The following is a 22,060-nucleotide window of genomic DNA, read 5'->3' on the forward strand; positions in this document are numbered from 1 at the left end:
AAAGCCGGGGCTTTGCTGGCTTGTTGCGGCCGGCTCGCAGCCGGCTTGTAGGAAGAAAGCTGACAGAGGGTAGGGAGGAAAGCGGACTTCAGGGACGGAAATGCGCCGATGTTGAGGATTAGTTCGGGTCTTCACAATTCGTTTCAAGTTGATAGCAAACGCTTTCAAGACCCCACACAAGTTTTTCACCGGAGCCGCAACATGAACGCAGAGCAAATCCTCGCCGAGATCCGCGAAGCCAATCTGTCCTATCTGATGCTGGCGCAAAGCCTGATCCGCGCCGACCGCGAGCAGGCGCTCTACCGCCTGGGCATCTCGGAGGACACGGCCACCCTGATCGGCTCGCTGAGCCCGGCCCAGCTGATGAAGATCGCCTCGGGCAATACCTTGCTGTGCCGCTTCCGCATGGACGACGACCTGGTCTGGGGCCTGCTGACCAGCCACGGCAAGTCGGCCGCCAACGATGGCGTGTCGCGCCTGCATGCCTCGATCCTGATGGCCGGCCGCCACCAAGAAGCCGCCTGAATGCAAGACAAGTAATTTCAACCACAGAGACACAGAGACACAGAGGAATACCAATTTCTTGTTTTTTCTCTGTGTCTCTGTGGTTGACTTTGAATTGAATTGAACCTGAAAGCCCGCCATGCGCAACAAAAGCATCCTGACCGAAGCCCGCCAGATCGAACGTGCGGTGACCCTGATCCATCTGGGTGCGCGTCTGCAAGTGCTGGAGTCTGAGACCGATCTGTCCTACGAGCGCCTGCTGCGCCTGTACAAGGAGGTCTCGGGCAAGAGCCCGTCCAAGGGCCAACTGCCCTTCTCGACGGACTGGTTCATGACCTGGCAGCCGAATATCCACGCCTCGCTCTTCCTGAATGTGCACGAGTATCTGAACAAGGTCTCGGAGCTGGACGAGATCGACGCCGTCATCAAGGCCTACCAGCTGTACCAGGAGCAGACCCAGGCGCAGGGCCTGGAGGCCATGCTGTCGGTCACCCGCGCCTGGCGCCTGGTGAAGTTCATCGATAACGGCATGCTGACGATGACCAAGTGCTCCAGCTGCGGCGGCCACTTCGTGACCCACCCGCACGAGATCGCCCGCCACTATGTCTGCGGCATGTGCAATCCGCCGGCACGCGCGGGCAAGGGCCGCGCCTCGGGTTCCATCCAAATGCATTGAAGTGAAACTGCCCCTCGCCCAATCTCGCCCCGCTGAACGCAGGCGAGCCTGGTCGGTCCCCCGTGGGGACGAGGCCACATGCGGCATTGAGCCGCAAGCGGCCTCCGACGGGCCGGCTTGGGAGCGGCCCGGCGCTCGGCCCGAACACTGCCGTTTCATGCCTCGTGGGTGGCGCGTTAGCACTATGGACAACTGAGATGTACCGACTGGCCCTGGTCGTCATCGCCCGCGATGAGGCCGCCCACATCCAGCGCCTGCTGCTGAGCCTGCGGCCCTGGGTGGACGAGATGCTGGTGCTGGACACTGGTTCGCTGGACGACACGCCGGCCCTGGCCGCGGCCGCAGGCGCGCGGGTCGAGCACTTTGCCTGGTGTGATGACTTTGCCGCCGCCCGCAATGCGGCGCTGGCCCTGGCCGCCGCCGACTGGCATGTGGTGCTGGATGCGGACGAATGGCTGATCTCCGGCGGCGAGGCCTTGGCGGCCTTGCGCCAGCAGCGGCCCGATTTCGTCGGCACGATAGCGCTGCTGGACCAGTTCACCGACACCACCTCCGGGGGCGGCGAGCAGCAGGCGCTCTCCCGTCTGTCCCGCATCCTGCCCGGCCCTGTGCGCTACGCCGGGCGCGTGCATGAGCAGCCTCAGCACCGCCTGCCGCTGCGCCCACTGGAACTGCGCATCGGCCACGATGGCTATCTGCCCGCGCAATTGCAGCGCAAGCGGGGCCGTAACCAGGCGCTCTTGCGGCTGGAGCTGGCGCGTCGGCCGGATGATGCCTATCTCTGGTACCAGACCGGCAAGGACGCCTCGGTCTACGAGGACTATGCCGAGGCCGAGGCCTGCTTCGCCCGCGCCGCCGGCCTGAGCGAACAAATCCCTGCCTGGTGGACCGATCTGGTCGCGCGCCGTCTGTTCGGCCTCAAGCGGCTGAAGCAGCACGAGGCCGGCATCCACTTTGCCGAGGGCCAGCTGCAGATTTGCACCGAGTCGCCCGATTTCTTCTTCGCCCTCGGCGATCTGCTGCTGGACTATGCGGCCGATCAGCCGGCCCAGGCCGAGCTGCTGCTGCCCACCATCGAGGACGCCTGGCGCCGCTGCCTGGCCCTGGGCGAGCGGCCCGAGCAGAGCGGCGCGGTGGCCGGTCGCGGCAGCTTTTCGGCCGCCCACAATCTGGCTCTGCTGCTGGAGGGCACGGGCCGCGCGCCCGAGGCCCAGGTCTTGCGCCAGGCCCACGGCCTGGGCTGAAGCCTTACAAGATTCGCGTAGGGCCAGCGGTGCTCAAAACCCCCGTGTTCAAGCCTGTTCTCCCATGAACGAGGGGGCGGCGTAGCGCCTTGTGATGCCTGCGCTTCAAGTCCCGTGTAGGAAAAAACCTGACAGAGGGCAGGGAGGAAAGCGGACTTCAGGGACGGAAATGCGCCGATGTTGAGGATTAGTTCGGGTCTTCACAATTCGTTTCAAGTTGATAGCAAACGCTTTCAAGACCCCACACAAGTTTTTCACCGGAGCCGCAACATGAACGCAGAGCAAATCCTCGCCGAGATCCGCGAAGCCAATCTGTCCTATCTGATGCTGGCGCAAAGCCTGATTCGCGCCGACCGCGAACAGGCGCTCTACCGCCTGGGCATTTCGGAAGACACGGCCACCCTGATCGGCTCGCTGAGCCCGGCCCAGCTGATGAAGATCGCCTCGGGCAATACCTTGCTGTGCCGCTTCCGCATGGACGACGACTTGGTCTGGGGCCTGCTGACCAGCCACGGCAAGTCGGCCGCCAACGATGGCGTGTCGCGCCTGCATGCCTCGATCCTGATGGCCGGCCGCCACCAAGAAGCCGCCTGAATGCAAGACAAGTAATTTCAACCACAGAGACACAGAGACACAGAGGAATACCAATTTCTTGTTTTTTCTCTGTGTCTCTGTGGTTGACTTTGAATTGAATTGAACCTGAAAGCCCGCCATGCGCAACAAAAGCATCCTGACCGAAGCCCGCCAGATCGAACGTGCGGTGACCCTGATCCATCTGGGTGCGCGCTTGCAAGTGCTGGAGTCTGAGACCGATCTGTCCTACGAGCGCCTGTTGCGCCTGTACAAGGAGGTCTCGGGCAAGAGCCCGTCCAAGGGCCAACTGCCCTTCTCGACGGACTGGTTCATGACCTGGCAGCCGAATATCCATGCCTCGCTCTTCCTGAATGTGCACGAGTATCTGAACAAGGTCTCGGAGCTGGACGAGATCGACGCCGTCATCAAGGCCTACCAGCTCTATCAGGAGCAGACCCAGGCGCAAGGCCTGGAGGCCATGTTGTCGGTCACCCGTGCCTGGCGCCTGGTGAAGTTCATCGATAACGGCATGCTGACGATGACCAAGTGCTCCAGCTGCGGCGGCCACTTCGTGACCCATCCGCACGAGATCGCCCGCCACTATGTCTGCGGCATGTGCAATCCGCCGGCACGCGCCGGCAAGGGCCGCGCCAGCGGTTCCATCCAGATGCACTGATGACCATGCTTGCCTGGCCGCTGCCCGCCTTGCTGAGCTGGGGCCTGGCCTGGGGCGTGTTCCTGGCCCTGCGTGCCGCGGGGCTGGCGCCTGCCCCGGCCGTCGTCCTGGCGGCCAGCCTGGGCCTGGGCCTGGCTTTTTTGCAGGTGCCGCGCTGGCGCCGGCTGATGGTGGCCCTGGGCTTCCCGCTGTCCTTGCTGATCACGGCCCGCTCGCTGGAGCTGCCGGCCTGGGCCTGGCTGCTGCCCCTGCTCTTGCTGGCGCTGGCCTATCCGCGCCGCAGCTGGGGGGATGCGCCCTTGTTTCCCACCCCGAAGAACGCCTTGCAAGGCCTGGCCGAGTTGGCGCCCTTGCCGCCGCAGGCACGCATTCTTGATGCCGGCTGCGGCCTGGGCCACGGCCTGCGCGAGCTGCGCCGCGCCTACCCGCAAGCTCGCGTCGAGGGCATCGAGTGGAGCCTCTTGCTGGCCTGGGCCGTGCGCCTGCTTTGCCCCTGGGCCGGCATCCGGCGCGGCGATATGTGGGCGCAGGACTGGCAGCCCTTCCAGATGGTCTATGTCTTCCAGCGCCCCGAGTCCATGGAGCGGGTCTGGGCCAAGGCGCGCAAGGAATTGGCGCCGGGTGCCTGGCTGGTGAGCCTGGACTTCCCCGTCCAGGGCCAGGGCGCGCTGGCCAGCCTGCCGCTGCCGCGTGGGCATTGCCTGTGGGTCTATCGCCTAGCGCCTAGGGCCCCTGGCCTCAGCGGCTAAGAAAGCCGGGGCAAAGCAGGCCACTTGCTTTGATTGGCTGCCAGTGCGCACAGGCAAACTCAAGCGCACCGGTCAAAGGCCGATATGGCTGCTTAAGTCTCTATAGAAAACACCATGTTCGTCATCATTGGTTGGCTCATCGCGCTCGGTTGTATCTTCGGTGTCTATATCGCCCACGGCGGCAATATCAGCGTGATCCTGCACGCCTTGCCCTTCGAGATGATCACCATCTTCGGCGCCGCTGCGGGCGCTTTCCTGGCCAATAACCAGATGAAGGTGGTCAAGGCTTCGATGAAGGGCCTGGGCCAGTGCTTCAAAGGCAGCAAGTTCAGCAAGGCCCGCTATATGGAGCTGCTGGCCCTGATGTATGACATCTTGCAAAAAGCCCGCAAAGAGGGCCTGATGTCCATCGAAAAAGACGTCGAGGATCCACACTCCTCGCCGCTGTTCCAGAAATACCCCACGGTGGGCAATGACCACCATGTGACCGACTTCATTACCGATTACCTGCGCATGATGGTGTCGGGCAATCTGAACGCGCACGAGATCGAGTCCCTGATGGACGCCGAGATCGACACCCACCACGCCGAGGAGCATGCGGCCGTGGCCGCCATCGCCCGTCTGGCCGGCGGCCTGCCGGCCTTCGGCATTGTGGCGGCCGTGCTGGGCGTGGTGAACACCATGGGCTCGGTGGGCCAGCCCCCGGCCGTGCTGGGCGGCATGATCGGCTCGGCCCTGGTGGGTACTTTTCTGGGCATTTTGCTGGCCTATGGTTTTGTCGAGCCCCTGGGCGGCCTGCTGGAGCAAAAGGTGGAAGACGCTGGCAAGGAGCTGCAGTGCATCAAGACCACGCTGCTGGCCAGCATGCAGGGTTATGCGCCCCAGGTCGCCATCGAGTTCGGCCGCAAGGTGCTTTATTCGGGCGACCGCCCCACCTTCTCTGAGCTGGAAGCTCATGTGAAGAAGAAGTAAGCCAAGGCGTAGGCAAGGATGAGTATTTCAAGCACAGGGCAGGAGTCTGGTCATGGCCGGTGACGCCAAAAAGCTTCAGCCCATCATCATCAAGAAGATCAAGAAGGGCGGCCATGCAGCCCATGGCGGCGCCTGGAAGATCGCCTATGCCGACTTCGTGACGGCCATGATGGCCTTCTTCCTGCTGATGTGGTTGCTGGGTTCGACCACCGAGGGCGATAAAAAAGGCATTGCCGACTACTTCAGCTCACCGCTGAAGATCGCCATGCAGGGCGGCTCCGGCTCCGGCGATTCGTCCAGCCTGGTCAAGGGTGGGGGCAGGGATCTGAGCCGCGAGACGGGTCAGGTCAAGTCCGGTGAGACGGAGTCGCAGAAGCGAACCTTCAATCTGCGCGCACTCAAGGAAGAGCAGCGCAAGGCCGAGCGCGCCCGCCTGGAGCAGCTCAAGACCAAGGTCGAGGACGTGCTGGCCAGCAATGCCAAGCTGGCGGCCCTGGGCGGGCAGATCCGCTTGGACATGACCAAGGAAGGCCTGCGCATCCAGATTGTTGATGAGGGCAATCGGCCCATGTTCGACAGCGGCAGCGCCGTGGTGAAGCCCTATATGCATGAATTGCTGCATGAACTGGGCGCGGTCCTGTCGGAAGTTCCAAACCGCTTGACGCTGGAAGGCCATACGGACGCCCAGCCATTCTCGGCCGGAGACCGGGGCTATAGCAATTGGGAGTTATCTGCCGATCGCGCCAACGCTTCCCGGCGAGAATTGATCGCTGGCGGACTGCCGGAAGCGCGGACCCTGCGTGTGCAAGGCCTGGCCTCCAGCAAGCTGCTGGACAGCAAGCAACCCGACAGCCCGATCAACCGACGCATTAGCATCATCGTGATGAACCGTGACGCCGAGGATGCCGTGTTGAAGAATGTTCAGGACGATGAAGAAACGCCGCCGCCCGAGGTCCCAGCAGCCCAACCAGCCGAGGTGGCGAAAAGCCCCTCAAGTTTGCCCACAAAGCCCCGATAAAACCATTTAGCCCCAAGCGAGGATTGCCATGAGCGCAGACATGAAATTTTTGGTTGTCGATGACTTTTCCACCATGCGCCGCATCGTGCGTGGTTTGCTCAAGGAGATCGGCTACAACAATTGTGAAGAGGCTGAAGATGGCGTGGAAGCCCTCAATATGCTTAAACAGGCCAAGTTCGACTTCGTCGTGAGCGACATCAATATGCCCAATATGACGGGCTTTGAGCTGCTCAAGGCGATCAAGGAAGACCCCAATCTCAAGCATCTGCCGGTGTTGATGGTCACCGCTGAGGCCCGCAAGGAAGACATTGTGCTGGCGGCCCAGTCGGGTGCGGCTGGCTATATTGTCAAGCCCTTCACCAAGGCCACCTTGGAGGAAAAGGTTCAGAAGATCATGCAAAAACTGGCCGCTGCGGCCTGAACCTGGAGTTGGCCATGCAATTGGAAGATCTCACCAAATTGAATCACGGCACCGACCCGCTGACGGTGTCGCCGGAGGTGTTTCAGCAAATCGGCACCATCACCCGGGTCTTGCACGACACCATGCAGCAACTGGGTGTGATGCCCAAGCTGCAGGTCGCCACCGATGGCCTGCCCGACGCGCGCAGCCGCCTGAGCTATATCGCGACCAAGACGGCCGAGGCGGCCAACAAGGTCTTGAATTCGGTTGACCAGGCCAAGGCCGATCACGCCCACATCACCGCCGCCACCCGCGCCATGGCCGAGGCCATCATGTCCGATCCGGTCAAGGCCGTGGCCAGTGGCGCCTTGCTGAACTTCGTCAAGGATGTGGAGACCAGCACGGCCCGCATCGACTCGCACCTGACCGACATCATGATGTCGCAGGACTTCCATGACCTGACCGGCCAGGTGGTCGCCAAGGTCGTGACCCTGGCCAATGATCTGGAGGACAGCCTGGTCAAGCTGTTGGTGTCGGTGGTGCCGCCCGAGCAGCGCGAGAAGGTGGACCCCAACATCCTGCAAGGCCCCGTCGTCAACCCCGAGGGGCGCACCGATGTGGTGGCCAATCAGGGCGAGGTCGACGATTTGCTGGCCAGCCTGGGCTTTTAAGCCGCCACGCTCAGCCAAGCCCGGCCGTATCGGCCGGGCTTTGTTTTTTTCGGGTTCCGGGTGCTCAGAAGCTGCCATCTCGCACAAGCCGGTCGCTGTGCAGATAAAGCCATGAACCATCGGCGCGCTGGCTACGGCTGACCGAGAGCAGCAGGCGCGAGCGCTCGCCCACCACAAAGGGCAGCTCGCCCTGCAGGGTGACGCCGGCAAAGTCCAGGCGCGAGGCGCTGACGGCGATGGGGCCGGCGAAGCGGCAGGCGGTTGCTAACAGGCTGCTGCGGCTGATCGTGAGCCTGGCTTCGGGCCCCTCCAGCTGCACCTCCTGCATGCTCAGATGGGAGTCCTGCAGCTCGATCTGGCGGGCGCGCAGGCGCTCCAGCTTCAGGCCGCGGCAGCCGCGTATCTGCAGGCGCTCGAAGTCGCCGCTGAGCAGGCCGCCCGGTTGGCCCGCGCAATCCAGGGTTTGCGAGGGGCGGCTGCCGGTGTCGGCGGCAGGTGCGGCGGTGATTGCGGTGGCGGGTGCGGCGGCTTCGGGCGGCGCAGCGGGGTTCGCCAGTTGCAGCAGCAGCCAGTCGGTGACGCGCTCGGGGTGGCTGGCCATGGGGACATGGCCGGCCTCCTCGATCAGGGTCAGGCTGGCCTGGGGCAGGGCGGCTTGCAGGACCTGGGCGCTGCGCAGCGGGGCCACCCTGTCCTGGCCGCCCCAGAGCAGGGCCACGGGCAGGCGCAGCTCATGGAGGGCGGCGCCGAAGTCCTCGCCGATCAGGCCCAGGGCGGCATTCAGATTGGGAGTCTTGGCGAAGGCCAGGCCCCAGGCCTGCTCGTTGCGGGCCAGCCATCTGCTGGGGTCGGGCAGGCCGGCCACCTTTTCGAGCAGCGAGCTGCCCAGATTCTGCAAGCCCAGCGCAGGCTTCACCAGGGCGTCGGGCAGGGGCTCGCTCAGGCTCAGCCGGTCCAGGGCGCTGTGTTTGACAAAGGCGGTGCGTTGCAGGATGCCGGCCACATCGAGCAGGAGCAGCCGGCTGACATCGTCTGGAAAACTGGCCGCATAACGCAGTGCCACGGCGCCACCCATGGAGTGGCCGACCAGGGTCAGGGGCCGGTCGCTGAGCATTGGCTTGATGCCGTGCAGCAGCTGGGCGTAGCGACTGGGTGTGAGCTTGCCCGTCACGCCCGCCGCCGAGGCGCCAAAGCCGGGCAGGTCCAGCAGGATGAGCCGGTAATGCGGCTCCAGGACGGGGATGAGGGGCAGCCAGTCGCGCAAGCCTTTTTGTCCGAGGCCGTGGATCAGCAGCAGCGGGCTGGCATCGGGCGGGCCGGCCTCGGCGACCAGGATGGGGCTGCGGAACTGGGGCTCCTTGATCTGGTAGACCCGCCAGTGGGCGGGCAGCCCGTGCTCGCTGGCGCTGAGGGCTTGCTTGCTGGGCGCGGCGGCTGTTGCGCCGCCTGGCCAGCCGATATCGGCCTGTGCCGTCGCCATGGCCATGGCCATGGCCAGCATGCCGCCCAGGCAGCGCGTCAGCATTCTTGTTCCCGCTTGCATCTCCGTCCCCACTCTTCTCATTTCCCTGGGCTCGGATTATTGATGCCAGGCCGGGATCACCGCGCGTTTTCGGGCCCTTATCCGGCTTAAGTTTTCCCGGCGGCCGCGAACAATGGCGCTACGAGCTTTCCAGGCTCGTCTCAACACTTTCGCCATGGCCGACCAAGACGCACAGGACAGAAATTTACCGGCCTCGCCCAAGAAGATCGAACGGTCTCGGGCCGAGGGCCAGCTGCCGCGTTCGCGTGATCTGGCGCATTTCGCCATGATGGTGGCGGGCGGCCTGATCCTCAGCATCGGCGGGCCGCGCATCGTGGACACGCTCAAGCAGATGCTGATCCATGCCCTGCATTTCGACGCCCAGATGCTGGCGCGCTCCGGCTTCATGGGCGAGCGCCTCGGCGAGCTGACCCTGAGTTTCCTGCTGGTCGTGCTGCCGATTGTGTTGGTGCTGAGCGCGGTCGCGGTCGCCAGCAATATCGCCTCCGGCGGCTGGAACTGGACGATGAAGCCGCTGGCACCCAAGTTCTCCCACCTCTACCCGCTGAGCGGCCTGGGCCGCATGTTCAGCGGCCAGGGCCTGGGCCAGGCGCTCAAGGCCGTGGCCCTGGCCCTGGTGCTGGGCATCGTCGGTGCCATGGTCTTGAAGGACCGTTTGGCGGCCTATGTGGGCATCATGTCCGTGCCCTTGCCGGCGGCGCTCAGCTATGCCGGCCAGCAACTGATGGGGGGCTTGGGCCTGCTGGCCATCGCCCTGGCCTTGTTCGCCGTGATCGACCTGCCGCTGCAGCAGCAGCTGTATATGCGCCGCATGCGCATGACGCGTGAAGAGGTCAAGCAGGAGATGAAGGAGAACGAGGGCAATATGGAGATGAAGGGCCGCATGCGCGCCAAGATGCGCGAGATGGCCAAGCGCCGCATGCTGGCCGCCGTGCCCACGGCCGATCTGGTGGTGATGAACCCGACCCACTACGCCGTCGCCCTCAAGTACGACGACAAAAGCATGGCCGCCCCCAAGGTGGTGGCCAAGGGCGCCGATCTGTTGGCGATGAAGATCCGCGATCTGGCCAAGGACGCCAAGGTGCCGGTGCTGCAGTCGCCGGTGCTGGCCCGTGCCCTTTATGCCCATGCCGAGGTGGATCGCGAGATCCCCGCCGTGCTGTTTGGCGCCGTGGCCCAGGTGCTGGCCTATGTCTACCAGCTCAAGCAGGCCATGGTCATGCGCAGTGCCGCGCCCGAGCAACCCGATCCGCTCGTGCCGCCTGAGCTGGACCCGCACAACAAGCCCGGTTGGCGCCCCGCCGACCTGGACGCAGAAGATGAGTTTGGAGCCAAGGCATGAATGAGTTGAGCGCTCGCCTGCAAGCCCTGCTGGGCCCGCGCGCCGCGGTGCTGAGCGCGCTGGGCGCGCCGCTGGCCGTGATCCTGATCCTGGCCATGATGGTGCTGCCGCTGCCGCCTTTTGCGCTGGACCTGATGTTCACCTTCAATATCGCCATGGCGGTGATGGTGATGATGGTGGCGGCCAATATGGTCAAGCCGCTGGACTTCGCGGCCTTCCCGGCCGTGCTGCTGCTGACCACCTTGCTGCGGCTCTCGCTCAATGTGGCTTCCACCCGCGTCGTGCTGCTGGAGGGCCATACCGGTACGGGCGCGGCGGGCAAGGTGATCGAGTCCTTTGGCCACTTCCTGATCGGCGGCAACTTCGCCGTCGGCCTGATCGTCTTCGCCATCCTGGTGGTGATCAACTTCATCGTCGTGACCAAGGGCGCGGAGCGCATCGCCGAGGTCGGCGCACGCTTCACCCTGGACGCCATGCCCGGCAAGCAGATGGCGGTGGACGCCGACCTGAACGCCGGCCTGATCGACGAGAAAGAGGCCAAGCGTCGCCGCGCCGAACTGGGCGACGAGGCCGACTTCTTCGGCTCCATGGACGGTGCCAGCAAGTTTGTGCGCGGCGACGCGGTGGCCGGCATCCTGATCCTGTTCATCAATATCGTCGGCGGCTTCATCATCGGCATGGTGCAGCACGGCCTGTCGGCCGGCCAGGCGGCGGACTCCTACATCCTCCTGGCCGTGGGCGACGCCTTGGTGGCCCAGGTGCCGGCCCTGCTGATCTCGGTGGCGGCGGCCATGGTGGTGTCGCGCGTGGGCACGGACAAGGACATCGGCAGCCAGATCGGCAAGCAGGTGTTTGGCTCGGCCAAGTCCCTGGCCATCACGGCCGGCGTGATCGGCCTGCTGGGCCTGATCCCCGGCATGCCGCACCTGGTTTTTTTGCTGATCGCCGGCGGCCTGGGCTATCTGGCCTGGTGGCTGCGGACCAAGCAGCAAAGACAGGCGCTCGAAGAACGCAGCGCTCAAGCCAGCCCGGCCAGCGCCGCGCCCGAGCCTAACGCCGAGGCCAGCTGGGACGATTTGGTGCCGGTCGACACCCTGGGCCTGGAGGTGGGCTACCGCCTGATCGCCCTGGTGGACAAGACGCGCGAGGGCGATCTGCTCAGCCGCATCAAGGGCGTGCGGCGCAAGTTCGCGCAGGAGGTGGGCTTTCTGCCGCCCTCGGTCCATATCCGCGACAACCTGGAGCTGCGGCCCAGCCAGTACCGGCTGTCGCTGCGCGGCGCGGTGATCGGTGAGGCCGAGGCCTTCCCCGGCATGTGGCTGGCCATCAACCCCGGCGGTGCCACCCAGAAATTGCTGGGCACGACCACCACCGACCCCGCTTTCGGCCTGCCCGCGGTCTGGATTGACGACCGCCAGAAGGAAATGGCGCAAATGGCCGGATTTACCGTGGTTGATTGCTCGACCGTGATTGCCACCCATCTTTCACACTTGATGCAGGTCCACGCAGCCAAGTTGCTGGGCCGTCAGGAGACCCAGGCGCTGGTCGAACACCTGACCAAGCAAGCGCCTCAACTGATCGAAGACGTGATTCCCAAAATGCTCGGCATCGCCTCATTGCAAAAAGTCCTGCAGCTGCTGCTGGAAGAGGGTGTGCACATCCGCGATATGCGCTCCATCGTCGAGAGCGTGGCCGAGAACGCCGGTATCACCGCCGTTGCTAACGATCCAGCCGAGCTGGCCCGCCGCATCCGCGTCCACATCGCCCCGGCCATCGTGCAGCAGATCTACGGGCCCGTGAAAGAGCTGGACGTGATCGCGCTGGAGCCCGAGCTGGAGCGTCTGGTCACCCAGGCCCTCAATTCCCCCCATGGCGCCGCCCTGGACCCCGGTGTCGCCGACACCCTGGCCCGCAGCGCCGCCGAGACCGCCCAGGCCCAGGAAGACCGCGGCGTGCCCGCCTGCCTGCTGGTGCCCGACCTGATCCGCGCCCCCATGGCCCGCCTGCTGCGCCGCGCCGCACCGCGTCTGAAGGTGCTGGGCCATAGCGAAATTCCTGAAACCCATTCCATCCGCATCGGTTCCATCATTGGGGGTACAGCATGAACGTCAAACGCTTTACCGCGAGGAACTCCCGCGAAGCCATGGCACTCGTGCGCCGGGCCTTTGGTGACGACGCCGTCGTGCTGTCCAACAAGCCCTGTGCCGAAGGCGTGGAGGTCTTGGCCATGGCGCCGGAAGGCATGTCGCAGATCGAACGCGTGGCGGCCACGGCCCCGCGCGTCAGTTCGCCCGGCCGCGTGCAGGCCCGCCCCGTCGGCGCACCGAACACGGCCCAGGCCGCGGCACAGCCCAGCGCCGCCGCGCGCAGCTTTGCCGCCCGCACCGGCCAGCAGGCAAGCCCGCGCGCCGAGCCCAGCTTTGGCTATACAGACCCCGCGGCCGAGGTGGGTGCCGACGTCGAAACCCTGGCCATGAGCACCTTGTCCTTCCAGGACTATGTGCGCGAGCGCGTGCTCAAGCGCCGCCAGGCCGAGCTGGACGGTCTGCCCGACCCGGTCGCCAGCCTGGCCGCCGAGCCCCAGGCCGAACTGCCCGCCGGCACCAGCTCGCTGGCCGCCGCCCGCCAGCAGCGTGCCCAGGCCGCCATGGCCGCCATGCAGCCACGCCGTGCCGAAGCGCCGGCCCCGGCAGCGGTGGCCCCGGCCCGCCGCAGCCCGCCGGTGCTGCGCGACGAGATCCGCATGCCCGCCGCTGCTGCCGGCCGCGAGCTGCCCGGCTTGAGTCAGTTTGGCGAGTTTGGCGACTTGCCCGATCTGCCCGGCCGCGGCCGCCGCGACCAGCAAGACATGATGAACGAGCTGCGCTCCATGAAGGGTTTGATCGAGGAACGCTTCGGCGCCCTGGCCTTTATGGAAAAGCTGCAGCGCCAGCCCACCCAGGCCCGGCTGACGCAGAAGATGCTGGAGGTCGGCTTCTCGCCCGCCCTGGTGCGCAAGCTGGTGGAAGGCTGCCCGAACGAGTTCAAGGGCGCGGGCGCCCCCAAGGGCGAGGCGCAGGACGAGACGGTCTGGGCCGCCCAGGTGCTGTCGCGCAATCTGCTGACCGATGAGCGTTCGCCGGCGCTGGAAGACCAAGGCGGTGTGTTCGCCCTGATCGGCTCCACCGGCGTGGGCAAGACCACCACCACCGCCAAGCTGGCTGCCGCTTTCGCAACCCGTTATGGCGCCGCCAATCTGGGCCTGATCACGCTGGACGCCTACCGGGTCGGCGCCCACGAGCAGCTGCGTGCCTACGGCCGCATCCTCGGCGTGCCGGTGCACACCGCGCATGACCGCGCTTCGCTGGAGGACCTGCTGGAACTGCTGTCGGGCAAGAAGATGGTCTTGATCGACACCGCCGGCATGGCCCAGCGCGACACCCGCACCACCGAGTTGCTGGACATGCTGGCCCATGCCAGCGTGCGCAAAATCCTGGTCGTCAATGCGGCCCAGCAGGGCGAGACCATCGAAGACGTGGTCAACGCCTGGCGCGCCCATGAATGCCATGGCCTGGTGCTGTCCAAGATCGACGAGGCCGTCAAGCTGGCCCCGGCCCTGGACACCTTGATCCGCCACAAGCTCAAGGTGCTGGGCGTGGCCAATGGCCAGCGCGTGCCGGAAGACTGGCACCGCCTATCAAGCCAGGCCCTGGTGCAGCGCGCCCTGCGCAGCACGGCCGGTGGCGCCTGGCGCATGGACAGCGCCGATGTGAACCTGATCTTTGCCGGAAGCCCCGCGCTGGCTTCCGCACACCCTGCGGCCATGGGCACGCACTGAGCCCCAGAAAAAGAAACCGACACGGACCCCATCATGATGCGCGACGTCACTCCCCACACCCTCGCACCGCAAGACCAGGCCCATGGGCTGCGCCGGCTCTTCGCCAGTTCGCGGGTGCGCTTCATCCCCGTGGTCAGCAACCCCCATGTGCTGGGCGGTGGCGTGCTGCTGGAAGGCCTGTGCGCGGCCTTTGCCGAGCTGGGCCTGCACACCCTGGTGGTGGACGCCGGCGAAACGGCGCCCCAGCCCTCCGAGCTGGCCTCGGTCGACCTGGGCTCCTGCATCGAGCGCCTGTCCAAGGACGTCTCCTATCTGGCCGCCCGCGGCCTGCCCATGCGCTATATCAATGCCAATGGCTCGGCCGCCCAATTCCTGGAGGTGGTGAGCGATGCCGCCCCGCAAGCCGATGTGGTGCTGCTGCATGCCAGCGCCGCCGAGCTGGCCCGGGTCGTGGCCTTGCGCGAGGTGCGCCCCGTGCTGCTGGCCGACACCGATTCGCAGAGCGTCACCCACGCCTATGCCGGCATGAAGTGGCTGGCCAACCGCGCCGGCCTGATGGTCTACAGCTTGCTGATGGCCTGCTCGCCGCAGCTGCGCCTGTCGGACCGCATTGCCGAACAGATGAGCAACTGCGCCGATGGTTTTTTGGGCGCCGTGCTGCGCGACTGGGCCTGCCTGGACCCCAAGACCCCGCCCACCGCGCCGGTGTCCGCCGAAATCCGCCATCTGGCGCGCGAGTTGCTGATGGCCGCGCCCCCCGGAGCGGCGCTGGAAGCCTCGGTCAATGCCAGCCCGCTGCGTCCGCCTGTGCGGACCGAAAACACGCGCCTGGCCGCTGCCCGTGCCTCCCTCGCCGCCACTCTTTGAAAAGCCGCAGGAGCTGATGATGTATACCGCCAAAGGCCGCCTCGATAACTCCTCGCTGATCAAGCAATACAGCCCCCTGGTGCGCCGCTTGGCGCATCAGATGATCGCCAAGCTGCCCGCCAATATCGAGATCGACGACCTGATCCAGGTCGGCCTGATCGGCCTCACCGATGCGCTCTCGCGCTTCGACGTGGGGCAGGGCGTGCAGTTTGAAACCTTTGCCACCCAGCGCATCCGCGGCGCCATGTTGGACGAGCTGCGCGGCGGCGACTGGATGAGCCGCGGCACCCGCCGCCAGCAGCGCGATATCGAAAGCGCCGTGCGCAAGCTGGAGCAAAAGCTGGGCCGTGCGCCGCAGGAAAGCGAGATCGCCGCCGAGATGGGCATCGCCCTGGCCGAGTACCAGGACTTGCTGGGCAAGGTGCGGGGCACCCAGCTGGTGTATCTGGAAGATATGTCGGGCGACGAGGGCGATGAGGACTATCTGGATCGCCATGTGGCCGATCACAGCAATAACCCCATGCTCAAGCTGCAGGACCATCGCATGCGCGAGGCCTTGGTGGCCGCCATCAAGAACCTGCCCGAGCGCGAGCAGTTCATGATGAGCATGTATTACGAGCACGATATGAATCTGAAAGAGATCGCGGTCGTGCTCAAGGTCACCGAATCGCGGGTCTGCCAGCTGCACAGCCAGGCGATTGCGCGGCTGCGGGTCAAGTTGCGGGATTGGTGAGGAGCCGCGCATCGGCGGCTCCTGCCCGAGGCTTGACCAGCTCGAAGGCTGCGGGCGGCTAGAAGTGGCCGCGCAGGGTCAGCATGAGACTGCGGGGCTCGCCGTAGAAGTTCCCGTAAGCACTGCTGCCGATGGTGCTGTAGTAGCTATGGTCGAGAACATTGTTCATGTTCAGCGCGAGCTTCCATTGCTGGCTCAGCTCATAGGCGGCGCGCAGGGACCAGATGGCATAGGCTTTCTGGGTGAAGGCGAAGTTCTGCCAGGCGCCATCGAACTCGCCAGTGGCGGGGTTGTAGGCCTGCACTGAACCGGCCTGATAGCTCTTGCTTTGCGCCGTGAGGCCCCATCCCAGGCTGAAGCCTCGCCACCATTCGGACAGCTCGTGGTTGGACCAAACCTTCAGCAGGTGCTTGGGTGTGAGCGTGTTGAAACGGCCATCGTCGGCGCGGCGGTTCTTGTTGTTGTTGAAGGTGTAGCCCAGGGACAGATCCCAGCTCGGCCCTAGCCGGCCATTGAGCTCCAGGTCCACCCCGCGGCTTTGTTTGCTGCCCGTGGCAACGTAGCAGCACCAGGCGTTGTTGCCGGTGGGGTTCCAGCTCTGGTAGACGGCTTCCTTCTCCTTCTCGATGTCGAAGAAGGCCAGGCTGGCGTTCAGCCGCCCCTTGAGCAGCTCGCCCTTGATGCCGATCTCGGTGTTCTTGCCGGTCGCCGGCTCCAGCGAAGGGCCGTTGACCGAGGCGAAGTAGTTCAGCTGCGATTGATAAATCTCGCTGCGGCTCATATAGGCCGACCATTCGCTGCTCAGCTCATAGACCGCGCCCACATAGGGCACGAAGTTGTTCTTCTGGCTGAAGTCGTTGCGGCTGTTGTTCAGCTGGTTCAGAATGCTTTGCGACTCGTCGAACACCTTGCGGCCGCCTAGCGTGAGGGCCAGGCGTTCGACCGGGCGCAGCCGCAGCGAGCCGTACACGGCGCTGGCCGTGCCGGCATTGCGGGTCGAGCTGTCCCAGCCCTTGGGTGGGTAGTCCCAGGCCGGCGGGGGTGTGCGATCAAAAGCATTGCCCGAACCGTAGACCACCCAGTTCCGCTTGTAGTGCTTGATGGTGCTGTTGCGGTCCAGGCCCACGATCAGGTCATGGCTTTGCCCCAAAGCATCAAAGCTGCCCTGCACATTGACGTCGAGCAGGGTCGTGCTGCCCTCGGTCTTGTCCGCATAGCGCCACCATTCGGACTGTCGGGTGGTGTAGTTGATTGAGCCCTCCATTTCGGCGCCATTGATCTTGTCGTCGCCGCTCATATGGCGGGCATTGGCGTTGAGCTTCCAGCCCGGGGCTAGTTGCTGGACCAGGCTGGCGTAGACCGTGATGTTCTGCCGCTCCAGCCAGCCCCAGGGGGCGCCCATCGTCGTGCTGCGGGGGAATTGCGCATCGGCTCCGTCTACATAACGCATCAGGCTGGCGTTGAAGGCCGTTTGGCGGTCTCGCTGGAGACTGCTGCCCAGCACCACCGAGGTGTCCGGCGAGGGATCAAGCTGCAGCGCGCCGTAGAGCATGGTGCGACGGCTGTGGCTCGGTTTGAAGAAGTGATCCTGGTCCTGCAATACGGCGACCGCGCGGCCCTTCAGTCGGCGGTCGTCGTTGAGTGGCCCCGTCACATCGAGTTCCGTGCGGTAGTTGTTCCAACTGGCCAGGCTGAGTGTGGCCTTGATGTCGAGCTTGTCCTGGGGGCGCTTGGAGCGCAGATTGATCACACCGCCGGCGTCGCCCGCGCCGAACAGACCGTCCGCGCCGCGCAGAATCGACACTTGCTCGAACTGCGCTGCGTCCGCGTTGTTGTCGCGGTCGCTGATCACCGAGGTGGCGCCGTCGTCGTAGCGGATGTCTTTGACCTGCAGCCCGCGCGAGTAGTAGTTGTTGTTCAGCCAGAGTTGCTCGCGGGTGATGCCGGTGGCCTGCAGCATCAGATCGTCCAGCGTCTTCAGGGCCTGCTGTTCAATGCGCTCCTGCGAAATGATGCTGACCGACTGCGGCATTTCACGCAGCGACTGGTCGAACTTGCTGGGCGAGGCCTCAAGCCTGCGGACCTTGCTGCCGGTCACCAGAACGGCGGGCAAGGCGTTCACGGGCGCCGTAGCGCCCCGGGCCTCGTGCACAGCAGGCGTGGCGCTCGGTGGCGGCGCCGCGCGCTGCACAATGATCAGCGAACCGTCCACCCGTGCGACCAGGTCGCTGCCGGCGAGCAAGTGCTTCAAAGCCTGTTCGACGCTGAGCTGGCCGGAGATGGCGGGGGCCGTCTTGCCGGCAGCAAGAGACTGGGGCGCCGCCAGCTCCAGATGGCTCAGGCGCGCCAAGGCGTTGAGCGATTGCGCCAGCGGCTGGGCCGGCAAGTTGATGGTTTGCACCGAGGGGCTCTGCGCCACCGCGGTGCCGGCTTGGGCAAATGCGCAGACGATGGCAAGCGTCAGCAGCCGTTTGGACGAGACGAGGGCAAGCGGAGGAAGAGGGGACATGGATAGGGGCTTTCTGACCTGAGAGTAAGTATGTAAATACGAATACTTCTCATGTAGACGTGTGAATTGTCCCTAACCCAACCTCCTGAAGACAAAAAATGCAAAAAACTTGCAGCCGGCATTTCCGGCCGGCGGCGGCGGGCGGTCCGCAGTTCTAGCGAGTCCCGCCCACGGCGAGTCAGGGCGCGGCCAGGATCTCGGTCCGCTCGCCGCGTGCCTGGAGCCGCACCGGCAATATCTGGGGGAGCACGCGCCTGAAGTTCTCCAGACGGCGCGGGTCGAAGGTGCCGGTCAGCCGCAAAGCGGCGATCCGGCCGTCGTTCAAAACCAGTCCGGTCTCGCCATAGCGTTCGAACTCAGCCAGCACCTGGGCCAGCGTTGCGTCTTCGAAGCTGACTCGTCCCTCGCGCCAACTGGCCACCCCAGCAGGCGGGATGGCGCTCACCGCCCCCAGCCGACCCTGCCGATCGCTGTCCACCTGTTGCCCGGCAAGGAGCTCGACGGCCGTCTCTGCATGCTTGGCGTCCGCGACGCGGACACGGCCCTCCTCGACGGCGATATGCACCCGTCCGTCCTGCAATGAGGCCGGCGTGTAGCGCACCGCAAAACGCGTACCGAGGACGGTGACGCGCAGCGGGCCTGCCATGACATCGAAGGGGCGCTCGGGATCTTTCTGCACCTCGAACATGGCTTGCCCTTCGGGCAGGTGCACCTCCCGGCGCTTGCGATAAAGAATGGCCTCGCCTCGCGTGGCGCTGTCCAGCAGCAGGCGGCTTCCGTCCGGCAGGGTCAGGCTCAGTTGCTGACCCCGCGCCGTGGCGAAGCTCTGGCTGTGCAGGGCTTGCTGCTGATCGTCCCAGCTGCTGTCCATGATGCCGCCCATCCCCAGCAGCAGGGCGACGAGGCAGGCCATGCCTAAGCGCCAGTTCCTGTTCCAGGGCCTCGATGGCCTCACCTGAGCCAGCTCGGCCTTCAACTGGCGGCGCAGCCGGTGGACGCCGGCTGCGGGCAAGGCATCCAGCTCGTTCCATTGCTGCGTCCATCGGTTCAGTGACTCGCCGTGGGCCGGCGCGGCGGCCAGCCAGGCCTGCAGCTGCGCGGCCTCGGCGGGGTTCAAACCCGCAAGCTGGCGCACAAACCAGTGCAATGCCTGGTCGTCCAGGTCGTCAAAGTCGGCAAGGGCGGCTGACGGTTTCATGGCTTGCTCCTCGCGTCGCCCTCGCAGCGCTGGCGGCAGTTCTGGCAGGCCTTGAGCGCGAGTTTGATATGGCGTTCAACCATCTTGATCGAGATGTCCATGTGCACGGCCACCTCGGCCTGGGACATCCCATCGAATTTGTGCAGGATGAAGGCTTGTTTGCAGCGCAAGGGCAGGGCCTCGATGGTGCCCAGCATCGCCTCGGCGTTCCGGCTTGCCGCCAGCGCATGGTCGGGCTCGAAGGCCGCGGGGGCTGCCATTGCCTCGACGGGCGCCAGCGGCTCCGCGTCGTCGGTGTGGCTGTTGCCGCGGCTCGCGTGGCGCCGGTACCGGTCCACGAGCAGGTTGCGCGCCGTGCGATAGAGGAAGGCGCGCGGCTCGACGATTGGATCTCCGCTGCGCTGTACGGCCGCCGCTCGCGCGTAGGTTTCTTGCACCAGGTCGGCCGCGCTGTCGCGATCACGGGTTTGGCGGGACAGGAAGTTCAGTAGTTCTAGGTAATAGCGCTCGACCACGGGGAATCCGGCAGACGGGGGCGTGGCGAGGGGGAGAAAGTACTGGCTGGCCCGGAATCGTGATTATCCATGCAGCGGTCGCGCCGATCGCTGGCGTCGGCGCTTCAAGTGCGGCTAACTAGGCATTTATATGAGCGGCATCAATATTGCCAAGGCCGGCTCGCCTCAGGGCGCCACGCAAGCCCTGTTCTTGCCCGTGTGCTTGGCTTCGTAGAGCGCCACATCGGCCCGGTCCAGCGCGGTCTCCAGGGTTTCGCCGGCGCGGTAGAGGGTGACGCCGGCCGAGAAGGTGACGAATACGTCCTGGCCTTCGTGCATGAACAGGCTGGCCGAGAGCGAGCGCTGCAGCCGGGCCAGCACGGCCTGGGCTTCGTCGATGGGGGTGGCGGGCAGCATCAGCACGAATTCCTCGCCGCCGTAGCGGGCCACCAGATCGCCCGGCCGCAGGCCGGCCTGCACCCGCTCGGCCAGGGACTTCAGCGCGACATCGCCGGCGCCATGGCCGAGGGTGTCGTTGAGTTTCTTGAAGTTGTCGATGTCCAGCAGGGCCAGCGCGATGCGCGGGGCCTGGGCGTTAGCGCTGGCGGCGCTGTCGCGCTCCAGCTTGGCCTGTTCGGTGGCGAAGGCGGCCAGCAGGCCGCGGCGGTTGGCGATCTGGGTCAGCTGGTCGGTCTGCACCTCGCTGGACAGGCGCAGCAACTCGCCCTCGAGTTCTTCGACGCGGCTGCTCAGCTGGCTGGCCTTGTCGTGCTCGTGGCTGAGCCTGGCCTGGGTCTGCTGCACCAGGGTGTGGACGCTGCGGCTTTCTTCCACCATCTCGCGCACCACGCCGGCCAGGCTTTCCAGGCTGTCGGCCTTTTCGATCACGTCGGCGTAGCGGACTACGCTGTTCTGGAAGCGGTCGGTGTGCTGGCCCAGTTCGCCCAGCTCGGCCAGCATCTGGTGGATCAGGGATTTGAGGGAGTCGCGCGCATGCCGGCGCTCTTCGCGCAGGGTGCGCTGGCGCTCGCGGGTGCCGCTGAGCATCTCGGTGACCGAGCGCACGCCGCGGCCGCTGAGGCCCAGCTCCAGCGTGTTGTTCATGGCCTCGCATTGGCCGCGTGCCCAGGAATCGTCCTCGGCCAGATCGACCAGGCTGGCGCTGAGTTCGCGGCAGAGCTGGCCCAGCTCGCCAAACAGGTGTTGGCGGTGGTCCAGCAGATGGCGGGCGCGCTGGCAGAGCTCATCCATCTGCGCGGCGCGTTCGGGGCTGGGGCCCTGGATCAGCAGCTGGTTCTGCGCCATCAGCAGCTCGGCCATCAGCTCGTCGGCATAGCGCTCGGGGCTTTGCAGGGCGTGTTGCACGGTGTCGTGCAAGCTGGTCTCGATGCCGGGCCAGAGATGGGCCGTGGGCGCCGGTGCCGGGTCGGCGGCGTTGAAGCTCAGCTCATCCAGCGCGGCGAAATTGCTGGCCGCGCCCGCGTCCTCGTCGATGAAGAATTGGCTGGGCGTGCCGCCGGCTTCTTCGCCGTTGTCCTGGGTGGCGATGCTGGCGTCGGCCACATCGGAGTCCCAGCTGGCGACCAGTTGCTGCAGGCGTTTGACCAGGCGTTGGCTGTCCGTGCGATTGCTTTCCAGCACGCGCTGCAGGCCGTCTTTCTTGCGCGCCACCGTCCATTGCCGGCCGCCGCGTTCCAGGCCGCGTACCAGGCGCTCCATCACCTGGGCCAGGGCCTCGGCCTGGGCGCCGGGGCTGGTGGTCTGCTGCAGGCGCTCGACCTGGCGCAGGGCCTCATCCCAGCGCGATTCGCGCACGCAGACCTGCAGGTCCAGCCGCGCCTGGCTGCCGGGCACGCCCAGGGCCAGCAGCTTGGTCAGCAGGGTCTGGGCGCGCTCGGGCAGGGCCGCGGGCGCGGCCTCGGTGCCGGACTCCACCGCGTAGGCGCGGGCATAGTTTTCGGGGGTGGGCTCCAGCTGCGCCTGGGCCAGGCGGAGGAAGGCGGCCTTGGCAATCTGCGCGGCCGTGGCCCCGGGGGACACGCGGCTGCTGGGGGAGCGGCGCTCATCCATGCGT

The 22,060-nt window shown here is 65.7% G+C and carries 20 protein-coding genes; 15 read left to right on the forward strand and 5 right to left on the reverse strand.

Features of this window, described 5'->3' with window-relative positions:
- Nucleotides 1-201: 201 nt before the first annotated feature.
- The 10 genes from flhD (HNP55_RS10450) to HNP55_RS10495 all read left to right on the forward strand — a co-directional run bounded on the left by flhD (HNP55_RS10450) (nt 202) and on the right by HNP55_RS10495 (nt 7,483).
- Nucleotides 202-525: a flagellar transcriptional regulator FlhD gene (gene flhD / locus HNP55_RS10450; RefSeq protein ID WP_184298984.1), complete on the forward strand. Its 324-nt coding sequence runs from the start codon at nt 202-204 to the stop codon at nt 523-525.
- A gap of 118 nt (nt 526-643) precedes the next feature.
- Nucleotides 644-1,180 carry a flagellar transcriptional regulator FlhC gene (gene flhC, locus HNP55_RS10455; RefSeq protein ID WP_184298986.1) on the forward strand — a complete coding sequence of 179 codons (537 nt, stop codon included), beginning with the start codon at nt 644-646 and terminating at the stop codon, nt 1,178-1,180.
- 197 nt (nt 1,181-1,377) lie between these two features.
- Nucleotides 1,378-2,424 carry a glycosyltransferase gene (locus tag HNP55_RS10460; protein ID WP_184298988.1) on the forward strand — a complete coding sequence of 349 codons (1,047 nt, stop codon included), beginning with the start codon at nt 1,378-1,380 and terminating at the stop codon, nt 2,422-2,424.
- Nucleotides 2,425-2,694: 270 nt separating this feature from the next.
- Complete coding sequence (flhD, locus tag HNP55_RS10465; RefSeq protein WP_184298984.1) at nt 2,695-3,018, forward strand: flagellar transcriptional regulator FlhD; 324 nt, start codon at nt 2,695-2,697, stop codon at nt 3,016-3,018.
- Nucleotides 3,019-3,136: 118 nt separating this feature from the next.
- Nucleotides 3,137-3,673 carry a flagellar transcriptional regulator FlhC gene (gene flhC / locus HNP55_RS10470; RefSeq protein ID WP_184298986.1) on the forward strand — a complete coding sequence of 179 codons (537 nt, stop codon included), beginning with the start codon at nt 3,137-3,139 and terminating at the stop codon, nt 3,671-3,673.
- 5 nt (nt 3,674-3,678) lie between these two features.
- Complete coding sequence (locus HNP55_RS10475) at nt 3,679-4,422, forward strand: class I SAM-dependent methyltransferase (protein WP_246448345.1); 744 nt, start codon at nt 3,679-3,681, stop codon at nt 4,420-4,422.
- A gap of 114 nt (nt 4,423-4,536) precedes the next feature.
- The gene (gene motA / locus HNP55_RS10480) at nt 4,537-5,394 is read left to right on the forward strand and encodes a flagellar motor stator protein MotA (RefSeq protein WP_184298992.1); all 858 of its coding nucleotides are present in this window, start codon (nt 4,537-4,539) and stop codon (nt 5,392-5,394) included.
- Between the two features lie 52 nt (nt 5,395-5,446).
- The gene (gene motB, locus HNP55_RS10485; RefSeq protein WP_184298994.1) at nt 5,447-6,412 is read left to right on the forward strand and encodes a flagellar motor protein MotB; all 966 of its coding nucleotides are present in this window, start codon (nt 5,447-5,449) and stop codon (nt 6,410-6,412) included.
- Nucleotides 6,413-6,440: 28 nt separating this feature from the next.
- Nucleotides 6,441-6,833, forward strand: a complete 393-nt coding sequence (gene cheY, locus HNP55_RS10490) for a chemotaxis response regulator CheY (RefSeq protein ID WP_184298996.1) — start codon at nt 6,441-6,443, stop codon at nt 6,831-6,833.
- A gap of 14 nt (nt 6,834-6,847) precedes the next feature.
- Entirely contained in the window at nt 6,848-7,483 is a 636-nt protein-coding gene (locus HNP55_RS10495; RefSeq protein ID WP_184298998.1) for a protein phosphatase CheZ, read from the forward strand.
- Between the two features lie 64 nt (nt 7,484-7,547).
- Here the strand turns inward: HNP55_RS10495 and HNP55_RS10500 are convergent, their stop codons facing one another.
- A complete protein-coding gene (locus HNP55_RS10500) occupies nt 7,548-9,008 on the reverse strand; it encodes an alpha/beta fold hydrolase (protein WP_184299000.1) in 1,461 nt (486 codons plus the stop codon).
- A gap of 172 nt (nt 9,009-9,180) precedes the next feature.
- On the opposite strand from HNP55_RS10500, the gene flhB reads away from it, so the two are divergent.
- Genes flhB through HNP55_RS10525 form a run of 5 tightly spaced genes read left to right on the forward strand, consistent with a single transcriptional unit; the run spans nt 9,181 to nt 15,785 of the window.
- On the forward strand, nt 9,181-10,368 hold the full coding sequence (gene flhB / locus HNP55_RS10505) for a flagellar biosynthesis protein FlhB (protein WP_184299002.1): 1,188 nt from the start codon (nt 9,181-9,183) through the stop codon (nt 10,366-10,368).
- The gene (flhA, locus tag HNP55_RS10510; protein WP_184299004.1) at nt 10,365-12,473 is read left to right on the forward strand and encodes a flagellar biosynthesis protein FlhA; all 2,109 of its coding nucleotides are present in this window, start codon (nt 10,365-10,367) and stop codon (nt 12,471-12,473) included. The genes flhB and flhA overlap by 4 nt, the downstream gene beginning before the upstream one ends.
- Complete coding sequence (gene flhF, locus HNP55_RS10515; RefSeq protein ID WP_184299006.1) at nt 12,470-14,185, forward strand: flagellar biosynthesis protein FlhF; 1,716 nt, start codon at nt 12,470-12,472, stop codon at nt 14,183-14,185. The genes flhA and flhF overlap by 4 nt, the downstream gene beginning before the upstream one ends.
- 33 nt (nt 14,186-14,218) lie before the next feature.
- Nucleotides 14,219-15,052: a MinD/ParA family protein gene (locus HNP55_RS10520; protein WP_184299008.1), complete on the forward strand. Its 834-nt coding sequence runs from the start codon at nt 14,219-14,221 to the stop codon at nt 15,050-15,052.
- 19 nt (nt 15,053-15,071) lie between these two features.
- Nucleotides 15,072-15,785, forward strand: a complete 714-nt coding sequence (locus tag HNP55_RS10525) for an RNA polymerase sigma factor FliA (protein ID WP_184299010.1) — start codon at nt 15,072-15,074, stop codon at nt 15,783-15,785.
- Between the two features lie 58 nt (nt 15,786-15,843).
- On the opposite strand, the gene HNP55_RS10530 is transcribed toward HNP55_RS10525, so the two are convergent.
- The 4 genes from HNP55_RS10530 to HNP55_RS10545 all read right to left on the reverse strand — a co-directional run bounded on the left by HNP55_RS10530 (nt 15,844) and on the right by HNP55_RS10545 (nt 22,056).
- The gene (locus HNP55_RS10530) at nt 15,844-18,294 is read right to left on the reverse strand and encodes a TonB-dependent siderophore receptor (protein WP_184299013.1); all 2,451 of its coding nucleotides are present in this window, start codon (nt 18,292-18,294) and stop codon (nt 15,844-15,846) included.
- Between the two features lie 178 nt (nt 18,295-18,472).
- Nucleotides 18,473-19,492: a FecR family protein gene (locus HNP55_RS10535; protein ID WP_184299015.1), complete on the reverse strand. Its 1,020-nt coding sequence runs from the start codon at nt 19,490-19,492 to the stop codon at nt 18,473-18,475.
- Nucleotides 19,489-20,007, reverse strand: coding sequence for a sigma-70 family RNA polymerase sigma factor (locus HNP55_RS10540; protein ID WP_184299017.1), 519 nt, complete (start codon nt 20,005-20,007; stop codon nt 19,489-19,491). The genes HNP55_RS10535 and HNP55_RS10540 overlap by 4 nt, the downstream gene beginning before the upstream one ends.
- 165 nt (nt 20,008-20,172) lie before the next feature.
- Nucleotides 20,173-22,056, reverse strand: a complete 1,884-nt coding sequence (locus HNP55_RS10545; protein WP_184299019.1) for a sensor domain-containing diguanylate cyclase — start codon at nt 22,054-22,056, stop codon at nt 20,173-20,175.
- Between the last annotated feature and the right edge of the window lie 4 nt (nt 22,057-22,060).

Source organism: Roseateles oligotrophus (genome assembly GCF_014204525.1).
Classification (GTDB): Bacteria; Pseudomonadota; Gammaproteobacteria; order Burkholderiales; family Burkholderiaceae_C; genus Paucibacter_A; species Paucibacter_A oligotrophus_A.

What these genes read in the sequence shown, in the direction of transcription:
- flhD (WP_184298984.1), top strand. Translation starts at nt 202, where the DNA reads ATGAACGCAGAGCAAATCCTCGCCGAGATCCGCGAAGCCAATCTGTCC.
- flhC (WP_184298986.1), top strand. Translation starts at nt 644, where the DNA reads ATGCGCAACAAAAGCATCCTGACCGAAGCCCGCCAGATCGAACGTGCG.
- HNP55_RS10460 (WP_184298988.1), top strand. Translation starts at nt 1,378, where the DNA reads ATGTACCGACTGGCCCTGGTCGTCATCGCCCGCGATGAGGCCGCCCAC.
- flhD (WP_184298984.1), top strand. Translation starts at nt 2,695, where the DNA reads ATGAACGCAGAGCAAATCCTCGCCGAGATCCGCGAAGCCAATCTGTCC.
- flhC (WP_184298986.1), top strand. Translation starts at nt 3,137, where the DNA reads ATGCGCAACAAAAGCATCCTGACCGAAGCCCGCCAGATCGAACGTGCG.
- HNP55_RS10475 (WP_246448345.1), top strand. Translation starts at nt 3,679, where the DNA reads ATGCTTGCCTGGCCGCTGCCCGCCTTGCTGAGCTGGGGCCTGGCCTGG.
- motA (WP_184298992.1), top strand. Translation starts at nt 4,537, where the DNA reads ATGTTCGTCATCATTGGTTGGCTCATCGCGCTCGGTTGTATCTTCGGT.
- motB (WP_184298994.1), top strand. Translation starts at nt 5,447, where the DNA reads ATGGCCGGTGACGCCAAAAAGCTTCAGCCCATCATCATCAAGAAGATC.
- cheY (WP_184298996.1), top strand. Translation starts at nt 6,441, where the DNA reads ATGAGCGCAGACATGAAATTTTTGGTTGTCGATGACTTTTCCACCATG.
- HNP55_RS10495 (WP_184298998.1), top strand. Translation starts at nt 6,848, where the DNA reads ATGCAATTGGAAGATCTCACCAAATTGAATCACGGCACCGACCCGCTG.
- HNP55_RS10500 (WP_184299000.1), bottom strand. Translation starts at nt 9,008, where the DNA reads ATGCTGACGCGCTGCCTGGGCGGCATGCTGGCCATGGCCATGGCCATG.
- flhB (WP_184299002.1), top strand. Translation starts at nt 9,181, where the DNA reads ATGGCCGACCAAGACGCACAGGACAGAAATTTACCGGCCTCGCCCAAG.
- flhA (WP_184299004.1), top strand. Translation starts at nt 10,365, where the DNA reads ATGAATGAGTTGAGCGCTCGCCTGCAAGCCCTGCTGGGCCCGCGCGCC.
- flhF (WP_184299006.1), top strand. Translation starts at nt 12,470, where the DNA reads ATGAACGTCAAACGCTTTACCGCGAGGAACTCCCGCGAAGCCATGGCA.
- HNP55_RS10520 (WP_184299008.1), top strand. Translation starts at nt 14,219, where the DNA reads ATGATGCGCGACGTCACTCCCCACACCCTCGCACCGCAAGACCAGGCC.
- HNP55_RS10525 (WP_184299010.1), top strand. Translation starts at nt 15,072, where the DNA reads ATGTATACCGCCAAAGGCCGCCTCGATAACTCCTCGCTGATCAAGCAA.
- HNP55_RS10530 (WP_184299013.1), bottom strand. Translation starts at nt 18,294, where the DNA reads ATGTCCCCTCTTCCTCCGCTTGCCCTCGTCTCGTCCAAACGGCTGCTG.
- HNP55_RS10535 (WP_184299015.1), bottom strand. Translation starts at nt 19,492, where the DNA reads ATGAAACCGTCAGCCGCCCTTGCCGACTTTGACGACCTGGACGACCAG.
- HNP55_RS10545 (WP_184299019.1), bottom strand. Translation starts at nt 22,056, where the DNA reads ATGGATGAGCGCCGCTCCCCCAGCAGCCGCGTGTCCCCCGGGGCCACG.